The following is a 19,977-nucleotide window of genomic DNA, read 5'->3' as shown; positions in this document are numbered from 1 at the left end:
GCTTTCGTCGCAAAATGGACAGTGGTCAACGTTATGCTTTCAACGCGCACCGGAACGAGCGTTGACTACAAGTCGAGCCCGTGACGTCGACCGCGATCAGAGATGGAACCTTCTTGTGTTCTTTCAAGCGCAGCCGCGAAAGCGCGTGGCCTTCATACGAATTTCGCGAGATCAGCAAAAACAATTGCGCCCGCTTTTTTGCTCCCGACCAGTGAAAGATGACTGGCGTAGTAGCTCTGATACACAATTCGACGAAATCGGGGCGTTGAAAAATGGCCGCCCACGAACACGCAAGATCGCACCATTCTTTTGGGAAGCCCCGAACCGACAACAGTTGCGGAGCTTCATTCCCTGAGAGAATCGCCGCACCGTGCATGTCGTTCTCCATCCACTGATAAAGAGTCGAATCGTCCGACCGGGCAAGTCGCCCGATGGGTTGACTTACCTTTCAACCCGCTACGGCCAGCAACTTCTAGACAGTCTTTTCGAGTATCTGGCGCCACAACGCCATCGTCCTGCTTCCTGAGAAGGTCTCAGCAACAGCTGTGGCGCGAGAGGCCATCTGCTCACGCACATGGTCGCGGCTCATCAATGCATTCAGTGCATCGGCAAGTTCATCGGGATCGCCGACCGATCGAACCAGAAGACCGTTGTCGCCGTGCGTGATGATGTCGCGCGGACCGGTATCGCAGTCGTAGCTGACCGCAGCGCACCCGCTTGCCATTGCTTCCACGAGCGTCATGGGCAGTCCTTCGTAGCGGGAACTGAGCACAAACAGGTCAGCGCGTTCATACCAATCAGAGACGTTACCGACACGGCCTGCCAGAAAAATGCGACCTTCCAGTCCAAGTGACTCGATCTGGTTTTCGAGGGCGGACCGATCGCTCCCCTCTCCTACGATTACCAGATCCCATTGCGAAAGCGGACGTGCGATCGACGCAAATGCGGCAATGAGAACATCAAAGCCTTTTTCCTTCGATAGGCGGCCGGCTGCCAATAGCACTTTGCGTTTCGCCGAAATCACACTTTCTGGCGGAACAACCGGCTCTGTCCTCGCGATCGGCCAGGTGAACGGAGGTGGAATAACCTTGACGTTGGCGCAATTGCAATGTTCTTCGAGCCACCGCTTGCTATCGGTCGTCAATGCGACCACGCAGTCGGAAAATCGAAAAGTGCAGCGACGCAGGTTTCTCCATAGCACATTCAGCGGCAGACGAGGAGGATGCGTATGTTCGGTTGCAATCACCCGGCACGGCAAGCCTAATCTCGCCAGAATTGCCAGCACGGACGCCGTGGTCATGACTCCAACCACCACATCCGGTGACAATTCGCGAAGCAGGCGGCGAAGTGCCATCAATCTTTGAAGGTTCGATGTCACGCTAGTCGAAAAGCTGCGGGACGCGCCCGAAAGATTGAGTGATATCCGCCGAATACCCGCGTTGAGCGGGTAGAAATCGTCTTTGGCCGATGCGATGCTGACCACGCTTACCTCCCAGCCATGGGCGGACCATTCATTCGCAAGATTTGCGGTCACCCGTTCGGCGCCTCCGCATTGCATGGAATAGATGAACATCACTATTTTCATGTCGACCTCGCAGGCGGCCTGACAGCGGGTCGCATCCACGCCACCATCAGATAGCAGGCCAATGAACACACGTGCATGACGCCCGTCGCCAGAATCACGCCAACCATTCCGAACCAGCGCACGAGGATGACATTGGCGACTGCTTTGACGAAAAAGGCAACGACACAGATTAGCGTCATCTCCCAAAAGCGACCCTCGCTGTTAAACAATTGCTGCAGAACGAGAACCGATAAATAGAAGGGCACTTGCACGAGCCCCCAGCGGAAAAGCTCGGCCACAGCTATCGTGTTCTGCGCCGTAAATGCACCCCGTTCGAATAACAGGCCAATAGCCTGCTGCGCAAATACCCACGGAATGATCCCACCGATCGCACCTATACCAAGCATGATGAAAGACCATTTGAAAGCGGTATTACGAGCGCGAGCGAGATCACCGGTGCTTAGTATTTCCGACAGGATAGGCAAGGTAGCACGACTAATCGCCAATGCGCCCATGGTAAGGATAAGTGCGAGAACCCGGTTCGCATATCCAAAAGTCGCAATCGCGCCCCCACCCAAATGACCCAGAAAGAACTGATCGAGCGGCGTGACGAATCCCACCACGACGCCGCCAATCAGAGAGAGGCCCATAGAGCGACACAGTTGCGGCCACTGGGGCGAATGTGAACTAAGGCTCAGAGACGTGCGAACCTCATCGGTTCCGATAGCGAGAAACCGGAGCAACGCTGCCTGCAACAGGAACCCGAGCGTCGTGCCCCACATCAGCGGTGCCACTGAACTTGCGTCCGGCGTGAGCAGAAGAAAGAGCAGCAACGTCACGGCCGGCACGCATTCCAGCAATGTATTCACGTGCCGCTGGCGCGCCTGAAGCCGTGCTGCCGACACGGCTATCGTGATAATAAGGATGCCGACCGGTGCCATTGCAAACATGAGTTCGCGTGACAGTTGACGTGTTTGTTCCGGCAGACTGCCTGCTATCAGCCGCAGGAGGGAATCCCAAAGCACCCACACTAAAAGTGTGAGAAGCACCCCCGCCACGACGCCGGCGACTTCGAGTTCCCCGAGCAAAGTGCGCTGCTCCGCCGTTGTACGAGTACGAAGATTGACCAGAGCCGGTATCAGAACGCCACTCGTGCTCGTGACCAGAATGGTCGGTAAAAATGTGCTCAAAGTGAACGTCAGTTGATAGGCATCCACCACGTCACTTATACCGTAACGTGACGCGATCGCCATCTCTTTCAATGCGCCCGCGCATTTTGCGACGAGTACAAAGATCGAGATGCGCGCGGCGCTCTTTGCAATCCGTATGTCGTCGGCATGGACACTGGCCAGCGCGCTACGCAAACGACTGAATCGGACCGCCAGCATGGCCACTCACCTTCCAGCCAATGGCTGCGTCGAGTTGTCGGGGTTATGTGTGGTGATGTGAAACTTGCTGCCCAGTGCACCGTCCGACGGTGGCATGGCAACAAGCCTCGCGATATACCATCGCATGGCTTCCAGCAGGCCATCAGGAAGCCGTATCGGATTGCTATAGCCTAAAAGACGCTCTGCCTTCGCTATGCTCGCCAGCGAGTGTCTGACGTCTCCCACGCGGAATTCACGATAGCAAGGCTTCTGGTCGGAGTAGAATCCACAAGCTGCAAGCGCCTTCTGCAATCCGTCGAAAAGCTGGTTCAAGGTCGTGCGATCGCCCACCGCGACGTTATAGACCTGGTTTCTTGCGCAAGCGTCGGAAGTAGCGGCGAGAATGTTGGCCTGCACCGCATTGTCGACAAAGCAGAAGTCACGGCTCGTCTCTCCGTCGCCGTTAATGTAGACATCGGTGCCCTGAATGAGCGCAGCCGTCCAAAGCGGAATCACCGCCGCATAAGCGCCATGGGGATCCTGCCGTCTGCCGAACACATTGAAGTATCGCAGCCCGATTGCGTCGAAGCCGTATACCCGTGAGAACACGTCCGCGTAGAGTTCGTTCACGAGCTTGGTAACGGCGTATGGTGAAAGCGGTGCGCCTATGCAGGCTTCCACCTTGGGAAGCTCCGTGCTGGTGCCATACGTGGAACTGGAAGCTGCGTACGTAAAGCTTTTGACATGCGCATCCTTAGCTACCGTCAGCATTTTCAGGAATCCACCGCTATTGACGTCATTGGTCGTGAGCGGATCGTGCACCGAACGCGGAACCGATCCTAGCGCAGCCTGATGAAGTACATGGTCGACACCGACAACGGCTGCAGCACAGTCGTCCAGATTTCTAATGTCCCCTTCGATCAGTCTGAAACGGCTCCATTGCTTCTCCGACACTGAAGAACGAACCTCGTCCAGGTTTCGTCGGTATCCCGTTGAAAAGTTATCTAATCCAACCACCGACTGATCGAGCAGGAGCAGCGCTTCCAGGAGATTTGACCCAATAAATCCAGCAACGCCGGTGATAAGCCAGGAGGCGGGTTCCTGCGCGAGTTGGCACCGTACCACTTCGTAGCGTGTCGCCATTGCCCTATCTCCCGTTGCCCCGTGTGACGCGTAAGATTCATTGACGTCGCCCGAAAGAACGACTTGCGCAAGGTGCGAGTGCCGCCAACGTGTTAGAGCCGTAAATTGCTCGCACCCAGAGGCAAGACGTGTTTCAGATCATAGAGAACGTGCTCGGTTTTCCCAAATGCGTGCAAGGCGTCCGCGCCGAGATTGACAAACTGGTGATGTGCAACTGCGAGGACGATCGCGTCATATGCATGCGCCGCAGGCGCATCGATCGGGTCCAAACCGTATTCGCTGCGCGCTTCTTCTTTGGATGCCCACGGATCGTAAACATCCACGACAGCACCATATTCCCTCAGCTCCTGAATCACGCTTACAACGCGTGAGTTCCGAATGTCGGGGCAATTTTCCTTAAACGTGAGGCCCATGATGAGTACACGCGAATCGGCAACAGGTATCGTACGTCGAGCCAATGCCTTGATCAGCTGCGCCACGACGTAGCTACCCATACTATCGTTTAAACGACGGCCAGCGAGAATGATTTCCGGGTGGTAGCCTATCCCTTGGGCTTTGTGTGTCAGGTAGTAAGGATCGACACCAATGCAATGGCCGCCCACAAGGCCAGGCTGGAATGGCAGGAAGTTCCACTTTGTGCCAGCCGCCTTCAAAACGGACTCCGTGTCGATACCCATCTTGTTGAAGATAATGGAAAGCTCGTTGATTAGCGCGATATTGACGTCTCGCTGGGTGTTTTCGATGACCTTTGCCGCCTCGGCAACACGGATGCTCTCGGCTTTGAACGTACCCGCCGTTATGATCTCGCGATAAAGTGAGTCAACGAACTCTGCAGCTTCCCCCGTCGATCCGGAGGTCACCTTTCGAATATCCGCAATGCGGTGAGCTTTATCCCCTGGATTTATGCGCTCGGGGCTGTAGCCTACGAAAAAATCGGTATTGAATTTGAGCCCCGATTTCTGTTCGAGGACGGGCACGCACTCCTCCTCGGTCGCTCCGGGATACACTGTCGACTCGTAGATAACGATGTCACCCTTCTTGAGCACCTCGCCGACCGTTCCTGTTGCGTTCAACAGAAACGTCAGATCGGGCCTCTTGTAGAGGTCGATTGGTGTCGGCACGGTCACGATAAAAACGTTACGATCAACCAGATCGGCCTGATTGAAACTATATGTGAGGTAGGCGGCTTCGGCCAATTCTTCATCGCTCAGTTCAAGCGTAACGTCGCGACCTTCTCGCAATGCCGTAATGCGACTCTTCTTGAGATCAAATCCGACAACCGGTCTCTGTTTGCCAAATGCAACGGCCAACGGCAAACCTACATACCCAAGTCCGATTACCGCAAGCTTGACTTCATTTGGCGCGTGCATGAATCACCTGTTCATTTGATAGTTGACGATGATTGCGACAGTGCGTATCAGATCTTTGCGGACTTGGATCGTTGATTTTCTCCCAACGACCGGTTGCCAGCTTCAAAGCCGTAAGAAATATAGCTCCCGTATATACGACGATAGGGATAGTGACCGGTGGAGATAATCCCGTTGAGCACAATGCCTTTTACCGCAGCGTTGGCTTGCCTCAAGGCGCGCAAAGACTCGATCATCTCGTCGGCCCGCGTTTCGGCAAAGCGTGCGACAACAAATACAGATCCCGCATCAGCAGCCATGATTTCTGCATCGGATACGGGAAGTACTGCGGGTGCGTCCAGAAGAATGACGTCGTAGCGAAGCTTCATGGCTTCAATCATGTCTTTCCACAGGCTGCTCATGAGCAGTTCGGGCGCATTCGACGGACGTGCTCCGGCAGCCAGAAAGTCGAGATTGTTCTGCACACCGCGATGTATTGTCGCGCTTGCCGGCATACATCCTTCAAGGATTTCCGACAACCCTCCACACGGGCTCACACCGAAGTAATCGTGCAGGTGTCCGCGGCGCATGTCGCCGTCCACCAGAAGTACCCGCTGGCCTCCTGCCGCCAGAATCGCCGCAAGATTGGCAGAAACGAATGATTTTCCGATGCCAGGTAGAGGTCCCGTCACCAGCACCACGTTGTTTCTTGCCCTTGTCATCGTGGCCAGGAGTCTCGTTCTAAGGATGCGCAGGCTTTCGACAGCGGGGTCCTGCGGATGGCGCGCTGCCAAAAGCGGTTGCGGACATTGTTCCCGCGCCAGTGCACGCATACGCGCGCTGAACGGTACCACTCCACACACAGCGAACCCGGTGTCCTGTTCAAGCAATCTGACATCTGTAACGCCGTCGTGCAGCTTGCTTCGCAACAGCGCGGCCCCGGCACCAAAAAACAGCCCCAGTACCGCCGATCCGAGCAGGATTACAGACCTCTTTGGCTTAACAGGAATTTCAGGAATCTGTGCTTCGTCGACCAACCTGACTGACCCCATCTTGCTAGACTTCAGCAAGCGCAATTCCGCCATATTTTCCAGCATCCCCGCATAGAGGCTAGTGCTTACACGCACTTCCCGCATCAAGGCGAGTGTGCCCTGCTCGCGCTCGGGCACACTCCTTATCTTCTGATCCAGGTCTGCGATACCCTTGCGCACCACTTCCATTTGACGGTCGACGAGACTCACCGCGGGGTGATTTGGAGTGTAGTGGGCTGCCATTTCCTGGCGTTTCTGCTGCAGCTCGAGAAGCGTGGTTTCGGCAGCTGCCGACTGCTTCAGCAGCAGCTTGCCCTCTTCATCCACATCGACGATTGATTGCCGGTTCCGATAGGTTGTGTACTTTTCTTCCGCCTGCTCCACTCGCCGTTTCATCGCCGGCAACTGGCTTTCCAGGAATTCAAGCGCCGATTCGGCATGGACGGCCCTCCGCTCAGCGTTCTGCTCGGTGTACTGTTTGGCGATCTCATTGAGCGTCGCGCTCAATAATGCAGGATTCGCGCCCTCCAGCGTTGCCGCAAGCACGCCGGATTTATTGCCCTGTTCTGTAATCTGCAGATCATGTCGAAGCGCATCCGCGGTCTGCAGACGGGACCTATCGACCAAGTCGAAATATACGCCTTCCTCCCCGACTATTTTTTTTATGGTCAAGACAATCGGTCCATAAGGGGTCGAGAATATATTTTCAATTCCGACATGTCCCGTAACAGGATCGGCAAGTCCGTTTCCGCTCAATCGAAACTGACCGTTCTGCAGCACTATTAGTGAATATGTGTGCCCTTCGTACCGACGCGGAACGTCAAAGCGGGTGACATCGATCGACTCGTCTCCCCACGCGTATCCGCCCTTTCCGAAAATGCCGGGGCGTGAATGGCCTTCGGTGTTGCGTGCGATCACCCGGCCGATCACTGGAAAATAGTGCGGCGCCGCACTCACATTGAGTGAAAGTACTTCCACCACACGCGATAAGACAAAGGTAGAACCTAATAGCTGGCTTTCTCCCTCAGCTATTGGTTTGACGGTAAACATCGACGACATCTCACCCATCACGCCTTTCATCGAGGGCTGGGAGGTGTCGCCCGTGTCTTCCAACTGAACAAGAATCCGTGCGCGATACACAGGTGTGGCGAGCACGACGTAGACGCACGCCGCGAGGATAAAGAGTGCAGTCGTGAGCGCAACAGTAATCCAACGGGCCCTCAGCGATCTGAGCACCGACAGAACGCTGACTTCGATGAATTCCTCGGAATCACCGCGCACCTTCCCCCGTAAGGTACTCATGAGCCGCTTCCGAGAGGACTATTTCTTTCGAACGACCAGCGATCTTTCAGTGTGCAGACAGACATAGGTCCCTCACGAAGCGGTAATTTTTAGATTCGCAGCGCAAGACGCAAACTTATACTGCACCGGTCATCGTTGTTCTCTTTGACCCCGTATTTATGAAATTGCGATGAGGTTACTTTATTCTCGATATGCACAACAAAATACCCGAATACCGGATTGAGAACGGTATTCATTGTGTTCGACTTTATTCGCCCGCTTCTAGCTTTTAACCGCCATCGATTCCTTTTAACTAATATTTTATGATGTTTGAAAGAACAATTACGACAGGCGCTATTCGAGAGCGCGCGCTGAACGAAGAATAGATCAATTCTGCAGCGCCGCAAGGTCAGGCTTTCTACTTAATTGTCATTCAAATTAAAAGATCATGGATGCCGTTTGAATTTTTTGATTTTGGGTCTAGCATACGTACCAGCCGTACCCGAATATACTTAAGAAGGAAATAGTCCCAGCGGTCAGATTTACCACATACCTCGTATCCCGGTTTGATGTAACAGACCCCCGCGAGACCCGGGGTTAATTGATAAGCCATACTAATGATGTGCGGGATTGTTTCAAATCGCGCACTCACGCATGACGGTGTTGCGCTCGCGACGAGGCTATTTCACGGCTGGAAGCGTTGGAGGCGAAAAACGATGTTCAATCTTACCGTTGGCTTCGTCTGTTCGTTTCTGGTGATCTTTATGATTGTCCGCAGTTCAAGCTTCCACGGGACGATTTCTCTTGATCGTGATCTGCGCGGCGTACAGAAGAATCATGCAGTTCCCGTTCCACGCGTCGGCGGCACGGGCATCGCTTGTGCCGTCCTCGTGGTTGTCCTTGCGGAGCCGCTGTGGTCAACCGTTTCCCTCAAAAACTCGTTGCTGGTACTACTATGTGCCATGCCCGTCTTCGCGAGCGGTGTGATCGAGGACATGACCAAGCGCGTGAGCGCCAGAGTACGATTGCTGTGTGCGTTAGCTTCGGCTCTCGCTGCATGCCTGCTTCTAGAGGCGGTTATTACCCGCGTTGACATCCCGCCGGTCGATTCGTGGCTGCGCATCGTACCCATCGCAATCGGTTTCACGGTACTCGGTACGGCTGGGTTGACCAATGCGCTGAATCTGATTGATGGTTTCAATGGCCTCGCATCGGTCGTCGCAATCCTGATCTTTGGCTCCATCGGTTATGTCGCACATAGCGTGAATGACTCATTCGTGATGAGCATGGCGCTGATAATGGTCGGATCGGTGGGCGGTTTCATCCTTTGGAATTTTCCCACGCCGTCAATCTTTCTCGGCGACGGTGGAGCCTATCTGATCGGCTTCGTCATGGCGCAGTTGCTAGTGCTTCTTGTCGCACATAATCCGGGAGTTTCCGCATGGTATGGAGCGGCGGTAGTCATCTATCCGACATTCGAAACCCTCTTTTCGATTTATCGAAGGATCCTGCGCGGTAGGTCGGCAGGCGCGCCTGACGGTCTTCATCTTCACACACTGGTCTACCGGCGAATCCTCAAGCATGGGCTGGATGAAGACAACTTGCGGCAGCGCATCTGGAGAAATTCACAAACATCGATGTATCTCTGGGTACTGAGTCTCGTCGGTATCATTCCCGCGACCATATTTTGGGACATGCCGCTTGTGCTGGCTGCCACAACGTTGATTTTCATGATCGCCTACGTCTGGCTTTACGTCGTCATTGTCAGATTCAAGACGCCGCGCTGGCTGCTGGCGTTGAAGCATAGTTCGCTGGATGCACCGCGCGGTACCGAGCAAACCCGTCATTGAACAACTAGCGGGTCAAGCGCTCGCGACACAAATCATCGACTCGGGTCACAACAGGCATCCCGAATGAAGATTCTGCACATCATTTCTGGACTGGGTGTTGGCGGTGCCGAAACCTTGCTATATAGACTGATCAACGAATCGCACGGTGGCGACACGCAGCACGTGGTCGTCTCCCTTTCGGCACTCGACCTGATGGGCGACAGAATGCGCGCGCTCGGCGTCGAGGTCCGCATTCTCGGCATGAGTCGCGGTGCGCCACAACCGCATCTCATCGGACGGATGATTCGCTGGATTCTCGAAATCCAGCCAGACGTCGTCCAGACATGGATGTATCACGCTGACTTGTTGGGTGGCGTGGCCGCTCGCGTAGCACAAGCCATCATGAAACTGCGCGACACGAACGCGCCGCGTCTTCGCCTTGTGTGGGCGATCCATCAAACGTCTTTTCCTACCTTCAGAAATGAACTGAGGCAGCGGCTTGTCGCTACGTGCTGTGCGTGGATGTCCGCAAAGATTCCTGATGTCATCGTCTGCTGTGCGGAGACTGCGCGGTCCAGCCACGCTGACGGCGGATATTGTGTGAGTCGTATGCAGGTTGTCCGCAACGGTTTCGATATTGATCTTTTCCGCCCCCGCGATAGCGCAAGAAGCGATCTGCGGGCCTTGCTGGGTATCGAGCAAGAAGCATTGATCGTCGGTATCGTGGGACGGTACCACCCCGCCAAGGACTACGCGAACTTCGTAGCGGCGATCGGATCGGTCAGCCGACGCTTGCCGGACTGTCATTACATCATGGTCGGAAAGGGACTTGATGCGGAAAACCCGGATTTGCGTAGGTTGCTGGCGGACGTTGGCATCACCGAAAAGTGCCATCTGCTGGGTCCGAGAGACAATCTCCATTTGCTGCTACCCGGTTTCGATGTCTTCTGTCTTTCGTCGCGCAGCGAAGGCTTTCCGACTGTCGTGGGCGAAGCGATGGCTTGTGCCGTTCCATGTGTGGTGACTGACGTGGGGGACACCGCGTTACTGGTGGGCAAGTCAGGGCTGATCGTTCCCGCCGAAGATGCTAGCGCACTTGCGGCCGCGCTGCTGTCGCTACTGGTCGAGCCCGAGCAAGACCGTCGCCGGCGTGGGCAAACCGCGCGTGAGCGTATCCGTACACATTTTTCTATTCAGTCAACCTGGCAAAACTATCAACGCCTCTATGCGGCAGTCCAACAAGGAGATTGTCGATGTGCGGATTCACCGGTTTCCTGACCCCCACGTCTTTTAACGCAACGGCGAGCGAACGATGGCTGTGCAAAATGTGCGACAGCATTGCTCACCGCGGGCCGGATGACTTCGGCTACTGGATGGACGCCGATGCCGGGATAGCGCTCGGACATCGCCGGTTGTCAATAATCGATCTGTCGGCGCAGGGCCATCAACCGATGATCTCCATGAGTGGGCGATTCGCTCTCGTCTATAACGGCGAGATCTACAACTTCGAGCAGATTCGTAAAACACTCGACAGGAGTGCGCACCCGCCCGTGTGGAAGGGACACTCTGATACGGAGGTCCTTCTCGCCGCAATAGAAGCGTGGGGCGTCGAGCCGACCTTGCGCAAGCTCTACGGTATGTTCTCTTTCGCTCTCTGGGACCGAAGCAGGCGGGTACTGACGCTGGCGCGCGATCCCGTTGGCGAAAAGCCTCTCTACTATGGTTGGGTCGACAACGTATTTCTATTCGGGTCGGAACTCAAGGCGTTGCGATGCTATCCAGGTTTCGTGGACGTTCCGATCGACCGTGATGCGCTACGTCAGTACATCCGGTACAACTGCGTCCCCGCGCCGGACACGATCTACAAGAATATCAAAAAACTTCTTCCCGGGACAATTGCTACGATACGCGCGGGCATCTCCAACGCACACACTGCAGCTTACTGGAGCGTCGCCGATGCCGTGACCAACGGAATGGAGAAGTGCTTTAGCGGCAGCGAGGACGATGCAGTAGACGAGCTCGACGCATTGGTCCGCACGGTTCTCAGTGAACAGATGGTGGCAGACGTATCGGTTGGCGCGTTTCTTTCAGGAGGCATAGACTCGTCGACCGTCGTCGCGCTCATGCAAACGCAAGCCACGAAGCGCATTCAGACGTTTACGATCGGCTTTGATGATGCGGGCCATAACGAAGCCAGAGATGCAAAGGCCATAGCACAACATCTCGGTACCCAGCATACGGAACTCTATGTTTCGCCATCGATGGCACTGGAGGTCGTTCCGGAACTCCCGTCTATCTATGACGAACCGTTTGCTGATTCCTCGCAAATTCCGACGCTTCTCGTTTCGCAATTGACGCGTCGCACGGTCACGGTGAGCTTGTCCGGGGATGGGGGCGACGAGGTATTTGGCGGATATAACCGGCACGTGCTTGCGCAACGTTTCTGGAACAACCTCGGCTATCTTCCAGCACCTGCGCGTCGGTCGGCCGCACGCCTTATCAAGTCTGTCCGCGGAGAAACATTGGACCGCGCAATTGCGCCTTTTATCAGATTTTTACCCGCGAACCGGCAGTACACGAACATCGGGGAGAAACTTCACAAGCTTGCAGATGTGATCGGCGCAGTCAGTTTCGACGCTTTCTATCGAAGGCTCACGTCGACATGCGACACAGCTGAAGATGTCGTCTTGCAGGCTAATGTGCAATCGCTCGCTCTCGCCTCGCGGCTGAAGTCCCCACCTGGGCTTTCTGCAACGGAGCAAATGATGTACCTCGATACTGTCCGCTACCTGCCTGACGACATTCTGACCAAGGTCGATCGTGCAGCCATGAGTGTCAGTCTGGAGACACGCATTCCTTTTCTTGACCGGCGCATTGTCGAATTCTCCTGGCGCCTGCCTCTGTCGATGAAAGTCCGTGACGGCGAGGGAAAGCGGATTTTGCGAAAACTACTTCACCGCTACGTCCCCCTGCAACTCGTCAACCGACCCAAGCATGGTTTCAGCGTGCCGATTGGAAACTGGCTGCGAGGAGAATTGCGTGACTGGGCGGCAGATCTCCTCTCTCCGGCCCGTATTGAGAGTCAAAACCTGCTCAATCCGCGGACTGTTGGAATCATGTGGCAACAGCATCTTGCGGGGACACACAACTGGCAGCATCAGCTGTGGACGGTTTTGATGTTTCAGGCGTGGTTGGACACGGTTCGCAACTCGGAGTCGGATCGTGCTGGCGTAGGCAGCTCGCCACAGTTTGAATACCTATATAAAGCAGACCTGATGAACAGAATGGAAAGCGATTGAATCTCCATAGCGCGATACCGAAAAAGTCCGGCAATCGTGCAGGAGACGTCCGCACCGCGAGAGACAGTGTCGGGCGTTGCGCGACGGCGCGGCGTGAACGCGAACCAGGTATTCGCGTGGCGCAAGCAGTACCAGGAAGGCGGCGGCCTGGCGGCAGTGAAGGCTGGTGAAGCCGTTGTACCTGCTACGCAGCTCGTTGCCGCGACGAAGGAAATCAAGGAACTGCCACGACTCCTCGCAAGAATACGACGAAGAATGAGAAATTCGGGAAGCCGCCGAATGGGGACGTGCAAACCTGATTGCGCGCTCGCTCGTGGTGCCGTGGGACGACCATTGAAGACGCTCTGTGATCTTCTCGGCGTGGCGCGCTCTGCTGTGGCAGTCAAACGGGCACACGCGTCGGACTGGCAGGACGGCCGCGTTGGCCGACGTATAGACGATGTCGAGCTGGTTGCTGAAATCCATGGCGTGATAGCGGGTCTGCCGACCTATGGCTATCCGACAGTGTGGGTACTGCTGTGCCGCAATCGCGAACTGAGTGACGCGCGGCCTGTGAACGCGAAGCGTGTCTACCGCGTTATCCGCGACCATCAGTTGTTGCTGCGACGCCCCGGTCAGCGGCGCGAGACCCGCCGGCATGACGGCCGCATTGCAGTTGACCGCAGCAGTACTCGTTGATGTTCTGACGGATTCGAATTCCGTTGTGTCGATGGCTCGCCGCTGCGCGCGACGTACGCACTGGGCTTCCACGACCGGGAAGCCCTGAGTTGGGCGGCGACGACGCGTAGGCATAGCGGCGACGTTGCGTGCGACATCAGCCTGAATGCTTTCGAGCAACGATTTGGAACAACGCAGGCCAGCGCGCCCATCGAATGGCTGTCGGACAATCGCTCTGCCAATATCAACCATCGCACGCGTAGCTTTGCTCGCGAGCTTGGGCTGGAGCTGCTAAACACCAATGAACGCCACGCGCATAAGCGTTGAAATGCCCCTCACTTCGGGAGTTTCGACGCATCGTGGCATCATCATTAACCGGTGTCCGGGTATCTTGGCGTTACAGGGTCAGCTCCATGCGGTGCGAAGCCGTCTCATTGTGTGTGCGCTAGCGCACACGACGACGGGGGTTTTCCCGAGACAGGATTGTTAGTAGCCACACGAAGAGATAGCCTTGTAGGGTGCTTGAAACTGGTGGTCGCCGAGGCCGTAAAGGCTGCAATTCTTCGTGAGAAATACTATGAATCACACGCACGAATCCTCGCTTGTGAAGCGAGTGGTGAACGAACTGGTGGGAAGCATCGTCGACGGGACCTATAACGGCAATCTGCTTCCTCCACAAACCGAACTGTCGAAGAAGCATGGGGTAAGCCGCACCGTGATGCGAGAAGCGCTGAGCGTGTTAATTTCGCGCCGGATGCTTGATGTCAGGCCCAAGAGAGGAACACAGATCACGCCCGCGAAAGACTGGTTGATCATTGATCCAGAAATCGTCGAATGGCGACTTCGCGCAGCACCGGATCGGGAATTTCTAGATGGCCTGATCGAATTGCGCAAACTGGTCGATCCCCGCGCAGCGTGGCTTGCCGCCATACGAGCCACCGAATACGAACGTTGCGTGATCGACGCCGCGTACCATCATCTCCTTGATGCGTCTTCAAAAGGCGATGCGGTTCAAACGGCGGGCGAAATTCTGCACATGTCGATTCTCGAAGCAAGTGCAGATCAGTTTATCCTGGAAATGGGCGCCATCATTCGTGCCGGTTTTCGGGCGATGGCGCCTGACGCCTATATCACGAACAACGCGGTTGACATGGTGATCGATTACTACGGCAAGATCGTGACGGCAATCGATGCACACGCGGGCGATGAAGCGAAATCCCTTATGACGCTCCTGCTGACAGATATCGCAGAAGGGATTGCACGGTAATTTCAGTTCGCCTTGCGATTCCACAATCTATCGACAGGGCGTCCGGTACGTCGAATACAGAAAGGCGTGCGCCGACGAGAAAGAACGGCTGCTCTTGCTAAACAGGTACTTTACAATGAATGGCAGGGAATTCCCGTTACTACTTAAATTGTGGGTAAAAGTCGAACGGATACTTTACCGTGCACCAGAAGTCGATCCACTGGTCGAGCACCCAATGGATTCAGACTTTCAGGTTCTGTACGATGGAATGCCGGATATCCGGTATTTGTGGAGAAGCCTTCTCAGGCGGAAGACACCTCACATTCAGGTTTTCTCCCGGGAAACGCAAACGGGTAAGAAGCAATTGCTAGCGGAGTCCTACGTTGCGATACCCGATAAGCTGTTTTTTTGCACCTCCTTGCGCATATGTCTTCAGCGTCGTACGTCGCTGCTCGCCAGGTCGCGTCAACGTCTACACGTCGAGGTACCGGAAGTTGCTGAACCAACGACGAGTGGGCACATATCTGAGAAAACCAGGCTCAATACCGCCATACTTGCTTTTGCCATCCGGCATGTTATCCAGAAGATCGTCAATCAACCTTCGAAACTGTTCCTCAGGAATGGACACTGGATGATTGCGTATCGCCATTCGTCCAAGGAGGTGCACCCCGTACCATCGCCCGATAGCGATTCATCGCGTTTCGCGGAATGGTCCACGCTGAACTGTCCAAAGGACCGGTTTTTTGCTGACCCGTTCCCGTGGGTACACACCGACGGCAACCTTCATCTGTTCTTCGAGGAGATGCCGTACAGCACTAACAGGGGCGTCATCAGCCACGTCGCGTTTGACAAGACAACACGAACGCCCTCGTCGATACGTACTGTCGTACTCGAACGCCCCTACCACCTCTCATACCCGTTCCTGTTCACCTATGAAAATCACGTCTTTATGATCCCGGAAACGTCAGAAAACGGGACGATCGAGCTGTATCGCGCGATAGAATTTCCGACTTTGTGGGCGTTCGATACAGTATTAATGAGTGACGTTATCGCCGCCGATACGACGCTTTATCACGATGGCGAGTTGTGGTGGTTATTCACCAGCATTGGAGACAAGAGCAGCCCAAACTGGGATGAGCTTTCGCTTTTTAATGCCACAACGCCCTTCGGAAAATGGACACCTCACCGCTTGAACCCGATTGTCTCTGACTGCCGACGCGGACGAATGGGCGGCAGTATTTTCAGGGACGCTCAGCAGCGCCTGATTCGCCCCGCACAGGATTGTGAAAGGGAGTACGGCGGAGCACTGCGCTTCTATGAAATTACAGAGCTTTCATCAAGCTCATATTCGGAGCGGTTGGTGTCGATCCGGCACCCGTTCAGGGGACACCATGGACTGCATACGTGGAACTCGGCGGCAGAAATGTCAGCGATCGACATGAAGACCAATCTTGTGAAATGGAGAGGCCCACGTGCGGCTGCCCGGCCAGATAGAAAAATCAATGCAATGCGAGATTTGCCCGGGAAATGAAGCGCTATCCCAGGAAATAGGCATACGTGCCCTCAAAATAGTTCTTGATCGCGTCCGTTGCGACGAGTCCCAACACGCCTGCAGTCATCCAGATCATGGCCGCGTTACGGAATTTTATCTGAGGCACAAGAATACACAGCATCAAGGGAACGTAGTACCAGACCCGGTCTTTACCGAACGGAAACACAAAATAGGCAACCGCGAGATAGACGATCAGACCAATAGTCATGATCGACATATTTTCTATCGCGACGTCGAGCGGGTTATTTTTTTGCCGCGGCTGGGAGCAAAGCACCATCACCGGAGCAAGTACATAAATAGTGACCAGCCCTAAAAGCCGGATGCTGAAGTTATCCTGGTACCCTGCGTAGACATCGATACGATAGCTGCCGAAGTGACGGAACAATGTCTGCCCAGCCGCGGCGACGACGACACCTGCCATACTACCAGCGAACAGCGCGACCATTTGGCGGTCTTCGAACAGTCGCACTGCAATGAGGATAATCGCGGGTACTGCGAAGGTTGTATGAACCGAACTTGCGATGAGTGCGCCCAAGAGTGGACGACGCAACATGACTGCGAGAAATACAAAGACGGAAAACGCAAAGCCCTGTCGGATCTGAAACACCAATGTTGCAAATGCAACAGGGATGATGAGCCACAATATAAGGCCGAGCAGTGGTCTGCGCAGCCTGGAGAACGAATAGACCAGCAAGGCATTCGACACTACAACGGTGATCCGAACACCAAGCTCCGCAGAAAGGCCGAAGCCATTGATGAAAATGATCCACGCGCGCCAGCCAAACTCATCCGTGAACAGATCCACGGCAAAGTCAATGATAGAACTTCGCCGATGAAACGATGTGACCAACCAGTCCCAGTTGGTTTGTCGGAAGTATTCGAGGTAATTATCCTGATCGGAGAGCGTTGACGTCCTGTCGGAGTACCAAAGAATGAGAAGCATTGTCGCCGCCAACAACGCGAAGATCCAGGCTGTTGGTGTTAGCCAGTATCGCCTGATATAGACCACCCGTCCTGCAGACGTCTCGCCAGACATCCTGGATACGGCAGTTCTCATGCGCGGACCTTTGGTAAGTGTGCTCTTCCTGACCGGTTCCCGCCTTTTCACCTTGGCCGGTTATCAGGCATCGTTTACGCCGACTGATCAGACCATTAGGAAAACATTCAGCAACAAGCTGATCGGATTTTGGCCACACTAATTATAAACAGTACTGACGAAGGGAAATTCGGAAATTTTAGTCGGCCGGAAGCCCCCGTTTACTAAACAATTTTTTGAAGTCCCGGTGACCGCTGCAATATGCACAGAAGTCGCCAGCCAGAACCGCAGCGACTCGCGATTCAACGCTCCCCTGATCGCCGCTGAGCACTGAGGGCGAAGTTGGCATGCTGGCGGGGCGTCGGAGCCCCGCCAGCGCGACCCAACCGGTTAAATCGTTCAGATAGCCGGTCGAACAGGGCCTCACTTAAGCCGGAGTTTGCGGATTACTCACCGAAACTGCGGTGCCCCCGTTGTCCCAGTCAAGCTTTACAAATGCAGCACTCAGTGGGGTGTCCCATACTGGATTCTGACTTTGAATCGTGCCAGTAACCTGGTAGCCGTTTAATCTCAGTTCTTCGGTGGCGAATGCGCAAGCGCCGCTCCATGTGCCAACATTCTGATGGCCGGAAATATTGATGCTTACGTTCTTGGCGACAGGACCTGGGAAGGCTCCAAGATAAACCAGAATTCCCCCACCCTTACAAAGTTTGGTTGTCGGGTTGACGATGTTGATGTTTTCCAAAACGGCGCTGTTATTATCCGGCTCGATATCTAATCCAAATTGAGGGTTGGTCCCAGCTATGTTTTCCCAAAGCGGGTTGTTGAAGGTTATGCCGCTGCCACTGGTGATTGAAACGCCTTGACGTCGGCAGCCATCAGCGTGGTGATCGTTGACCGTAACGTTCTGACTCGGAACATTCGACCCCGTGACACTATTAGCGATGTAGATCCCATCACCCCAGCAATTGATCGTAGTCGGGGACGTAACAGAAATGTTGGTCCCCGCACAGATTGAGATCCCCATTCCCCACTCCCCTGACGTAGCAGAACTCAATTCCTTGCTGCCATCCAGGTAGGGGCTTTCGAGGGTCACGTTATTAACATCCCAGATCCTCATTATTTGGTAGCTGCTAGTGCTATAGGGCAGCAATTTGATCGAGGCGCCTGATGCAAAACGAACATGACTATTTGTTCGCAGGTCCAGCCCTGCCGCATCGATCCTGCTCTGTCCAGTGATCAAGAGGATCTGCCCGACTGAACCGTCGATCGCTTTCTGCAAGGCCAGCCGATCGTTCGTTACGCCGTCACCTTTCACGCCGAAGGATGTATCGGTCACGACGGTTGTTGTGTCCGAAGAAGTTGGTGAAGTCGGCGTTGAAGTCGTCGTTGAAGTCGTCGTTGAAGTCGTTGAAGTCGAGCTCGGTTTCCGCTGCTTCAGGGAATTAGCTGAGGCGACGCTCGACGAGTCGTTACCGCCACCACCACATGCCGCGAGCGCAAGCGATCCAGCGCCAAGTACAAGAGACGTCATTAGTTTGCGCCGAAGCGCGCTTGGCATTTCTTGAGGCTCATTAGTATTTATGTGTTTAATAATCATTAAATTTTGTCGATGTTGTGCAACCGTCGCCCCTCGGATGAACGCGTAATCAGGGAAAAAGGGACTACGGCATGCAAGGATTTAAGGTAAATTGCATCGCACCCTCATTACGTCAATCGAATAATTCCGGGTGCAATGCAAAAATAAGAGTCAATCTGATTAGGAATCCTCATTTTGAGGACCCTTATTGAGGCACTGCATGAAGCCAACAGAGCGAAGCGCTGGTCCACTTGCTCGATAGACGACAGTCGCGACGATGAGCGGCGAGCGGAGGTTTTGCGGTAGAACTTACCTGCTTGCGATTCGTATTTTAATAATACCTTAAATTATCGGGGGTTCCTACCTACGGAATTATCAGGATTGTAACTATTCGAGAAATGTTTTGACGATCCGAACATTTCACGGTATTTTTATTTTGATAATATCATATTAATATAATATCTTTATATCCTCTTATCAACAGATGAATAATTGGCAAACCCCAATTCGCTTGCACGCGAGTTTATGGGGCGCACGGTCGCCCTATCAGGTTGCGGCGCAGCGCGAACCGGCCTCGTCTTCAACCCCTTAGGCTCAGTAGAAAGCGTAAGTTCGAGGGAGCAAAGAGTTGAACTCCGCATCGAGCAACCGGTCTGCCATACGGTTGGGGATGGGATCTCGATCGGCGGAAGCTCGGTCGTGATGCTGACCGCACCCTAAACTGTCAATTGTTGGGGAGACCGCATCTCGAGCTAGTGTCAAGAGTGGTGTATGAACAATTTGACGGCGATCGATTTCAAGCGGCGAGTTTCTGCTGAACCGGCCGATCGTCTTGCACCGGTTCGCCGTCCTTGAAGGCAACGCCCTCGAGCAACAGCTTGATCTTTTCTGGGCCGTTGATACGACGCCAGGTTTTCTCGGCTTCCTCGATCAGCTTGAATGCCAGTCCGAGGAAGGTTGGTCGCGATACGCAGTTACGCGTGCGCGTCGTACGGTGGCGCACCGTCGCGAACGTCGATTCAATCGCGTTCGTCGTGCGCAGATGCT

Annotated in this window: 14 protein-coding genes and 2 pseudogenes; 7 read left to right on the top strand and 9 right to left on the bottom strand. The window is 54.6% G+C overall.

Features of this window, described 5'->3' with window-relative positions:
- Positions 1 to 31: 31 nt before the first annotated feature.
- The 6 genes from GCT13_RS10880 to GCT13_RS10855 form a co-directional block, all read right to left on the bottom strand.
- Positions 32 to 376 (bottom strand): hypothetical protein, encoded by a 345-nt coding sequence (locus GCT13_RS10880; RefSeq protein WP_152757759.1) that lies wholly within the window; start codon positions 374 to 376, stop codon positions 32 to 34.
- 96 nt (positions 377 to 472) lie between these two features.
- On the bottom strand, positions 473 to 1,585 hold the full coding sequence (locus GCT13_RS10875; RefSeq protein ID WP_152757757.1) for a glycosyltransferase family 4 protein: 1,113 nt from the start codon (positions 1,583 to 1,585) through the stop codon (positions 473 to 475).
- Positions 1,582 to 2,952, bottom strand: a complete 1,371-nt coding sequence (gene murJ, locus GCT13_RS10870) for a murein biosynthesis integral membrane protein MurJ (protein ID WP_152757755.1) — start codon at positions 2,950 to 2,952, stop codon at positions 1,582 to 1,584. Before murJ ends, GCT13_RS10875 begins: the two co-directional genes overlap by 4 nt.
- A gap of 6 nt (positions 2,953 to 2,958) precedes the next feature.
- A complete protein-coding gene (locus GCT13_RS10865) occupies positions 2,959 to 4,074 on the bottom strand; it encodes an SDR family oxidoreductase (RefSeq protein ID WP_152757753.1) in 1,116 nt (371 codons plus the stop codon).
- 92 nt (positions 4,075 to 4,166) lie between these two features.
- Positions 4,167 to 5,444, bottom strand: coding sequence for a Vi polysaccharide biosynthesis UDP-N-acetylglucosamine C-6 dehydrogenase TviB (gene tviB / locus GCT13_RS10860; RefSeq protein WP_152757751.1), 1,278 nt, complete (start codon positions 5,442 to 5,444; stop codon positions 4,167 to 4,169).
- Positions 5,445 to 5,491: 47 nt separating this feature from the next.
- Positions 5,492 to 7,753, bottom strand: coding sequence for a polysaccharide biosynthesis tyrosine autokinase (locus GCT13_RS10855; RefSeq protein WP_152757748.1), 2,262 nt, complete (start codon positions 7,751 to 7,753; stop codon positions 5,492 to 5,494).
- A 695-nt stretch (positions 7,754 to 8,448) separates the two neighbouring features.
- Between GCT13_RS10855 and GCT13_RS10850 the strand changes: the two genes are divergently transcribed.
- From GCT13_RS10850 to GCT13_RS10825, 6 genes and pseudogenes are all read left to right on the top strand, one after another.
- Positions 8,449 to 9,582: an MraY family glycosyltransferase gene (locus GCT13_RS10850; RefSeq protein WP_152757746.1), complete on the top strand. Its 1,134-nt coding sequence runs from the start codon at positions 8,449 to 8,451 to the stop codon at positions 9,580 to 9,582.
- Positions 9,583 to 9,645: 63 nt separating this feature from the next.
- On the top strand, positions 9,646 to 10,839 hold the full coding sequence (locus tag GCT13_RS10845) for a glycosyltransferase (RefSeq protein ID WP_152757744.1): 1,194 nt from the start codon (positions 9,646 to 9,648) through the stop codon (positions 10,837 to 10,839).
- Positions 10,815 to 12,860: an asparagine synthase (glutamine-hydrolyzing) gene (gene asnB, locus GCT13_RS10840; protein ID WP_152757742.1), complete on the top strand. Its 2,046-nt coding sequence runs from the start codon at positions 10,815 to 10,817 to the stop codon at positions 12,858 to 12,860. Before GCT13_RS10845 ends, asnB begins: the two co-directional genes overlap by 25 nt.
- Positions 12,861 to 12,890: 30 nt before the next feature.
- Positions 12,891 to 13,826, top strand: a pseudogene (locus tag GCT13_RS10835) (transposase); the annotation flags it as partial.
- A 268-nt stretch (positions 13,827 to 14,094) separates the two neighbouring features.
- Positions 14,095 to 14,784, top strand: a complete 690-nt coding sequence (locus GCT13_RS10830) for a FadR/GntR family transcriptional regulator (RefSeq protein WP_152757739.1) — start codon at positions 14,095 to 14,097, stop codon at positions 14,782 to 14,784.
- A 115-nt stretch (positions 14,785 to 14,899) separates the two neighbouring features.
- Positions 14,900 to 16,294: a glucosamine inositolphosphorylceramide transferase family protein gene (locus tag GCT13_RS10825; RefSeq protein WP_193727631.1), complete on the top strand. Its 1,395-nt coding sequence runs from the start codon at positions 14,900 to 14,902 to the stop codon at positions 16,292 to 16,294.
- 4 nt (positions 16,295 to 16,298) lie between these two features.
- Here GCT13_RS10825 and GCT13_RS10820 read toward each other — a convergent pair whose 3' ends face one another.
- A complete protein-coding gene (locus tag GCT13_RS10820) occupies positions 16,299 to 17,372 on the bottom strand; it encodes an EpsG family protein (RefSeq protein WP_152757737.1) in 1,074 nt (357 codons plus the stop codon).
- Between the two features lie 406 nt (positions 17,373 to 17,778).
- Complete coding sequence (locus GCT13_RS10815) at positions 17,779 to 18,690, bottom strand: hypothetical protein (protein WP_227746783.1); 912 nt, start codon at positions 18,688 to 18,690, stop codon at positions 17,779 to 17,781.
- A gap of 10 nt (positions 18,691 to 18,700) precedes the next feature.
- Between GCT13_RS10815 and GCT13_RS49130 the strand changes: the two genes are divergently transcribed.
- Positions 18,701 to 18,919 (top strand): hypothetical protein, encoded by a 219-nt coding sequence (locus tag GCT13_RS49130; RefSeq protein WP_227746782.1) that lies wholly within the window; start codon positions 18,701 to 18,703, stop codon positions 18,917 to 18,919.
- 807 nt (positions 18,920 to 19,726) lie between these two features.
- On the opposite strand, the pseudogene GCT13_RS10810 reads toward GCT13_RS49130, so the two are convergent.
- Positions 19,727 to 19,977, bottom strand: a pseudogene (locus tag GCT13_RS10810) (IS256 family transposase); the annotation flags it as partial.

The sequence above is a fragment of the Paraburkholderia franconis genome (genome assembly GCF_009362735.1).
Taxonomy (GTDB): Bacteria; Pseudomonadota; Gammaproteobacteria; order Burkholderiales; family Burkholderiaceae; genus Paraburkholderia; species Paraburkholderia franconis.
This window is presented reverse-complemented; position numbering and strand designations above follow the sequence as displayed.

Excerpts from the sequence above, each read along its gene's own strand:
- GCT13_RS10845 (WP_152757744.1), top strand. The coding sequence starts at position 9,646 with ATGAAGATTCTGCACATCATTTCTGGACTGGGTGTTGGCGGTGCCGAA.
- murJ (WP_152757755.1), bottom strand. The coding sequence starts at position 2,952 with ATGCTGGCGGTCCGATTCAGTCGTTTGCGTAGCGCGCTGGCCAGTGTC.
- asnB (WP_152757742.1), top strand. The coding sequence starts at position 10,815 with ATGTGCGGATTCACCGGTTTCCTGACCCCCACGTCTTTTAACGCAACG.
- tviB (WP_152757751.1), bottom strand. The coding sequence starts at position 5,444 with ATGCACGCGCCAAATGAAGTCAAGCTTGCGGTAATCGGACTTGGGTAT.
- GCT13_RS10865 (WP_152757753.1), bottom strand. The coding sequence starts at position 4,074 with ATGGCGACACGCTACGAAGTGGTACGGTGCCAACTCGCGCAGGAACCC.
- GCT13_RS10820 (WP_152757737.1), bottom strand. The coding sequence starts at position 17,372 with ATGAGAACTGCCGTATCCAGGATGTCTGGCGAGACGTCTGCAGGACGG.
- GCT13_RS10850 (WP_152757746.1), top strand. The coding sequence starts at position 8,449 with ATGTTCAATCTTACCGTTGGCTTCGTCTGTTCGTTTCTGGTGATCTTT.
- GCT13_RS10855 (WP_152757748.1), bottom strand. The coding sequence starts at position 7,753 with ATGAGTACCTTACGGGGGAAGGTGCGCGGTGATTCCGAGGAATTCATC.
- GCT13_RS10880 (WP_152757759.1), bottom strand. The coding sequence starts at position 376 with ATGCACGGTGCGGCGATTCTCTCAGGGAATGAAGCTCCGCAACTGTTG.
- GCT13_RS10875 (WP_152757757.1), bottom strand. The coding sequence starts at position 1,585 with ATGAAAATAGTGATGTTCATCTATTCCATGCAATGCGGAGGCGCCGAA.
- GCT13_RS10830 (WP_152757739.1), top strand. The coding sequence starts at position 14,095 with ATGAATCACACGCACGAATCCTCGCTTGTGAAGCGAGTGGTGAACGAA.
- GCT13_RS10825 (WP_193727631.1), top strand. The coding sequence starts at position 14,900 with ATGAATGGCAGGGAATTCCCGTTACTACTTAAATTGTGGGTAAAAGTC.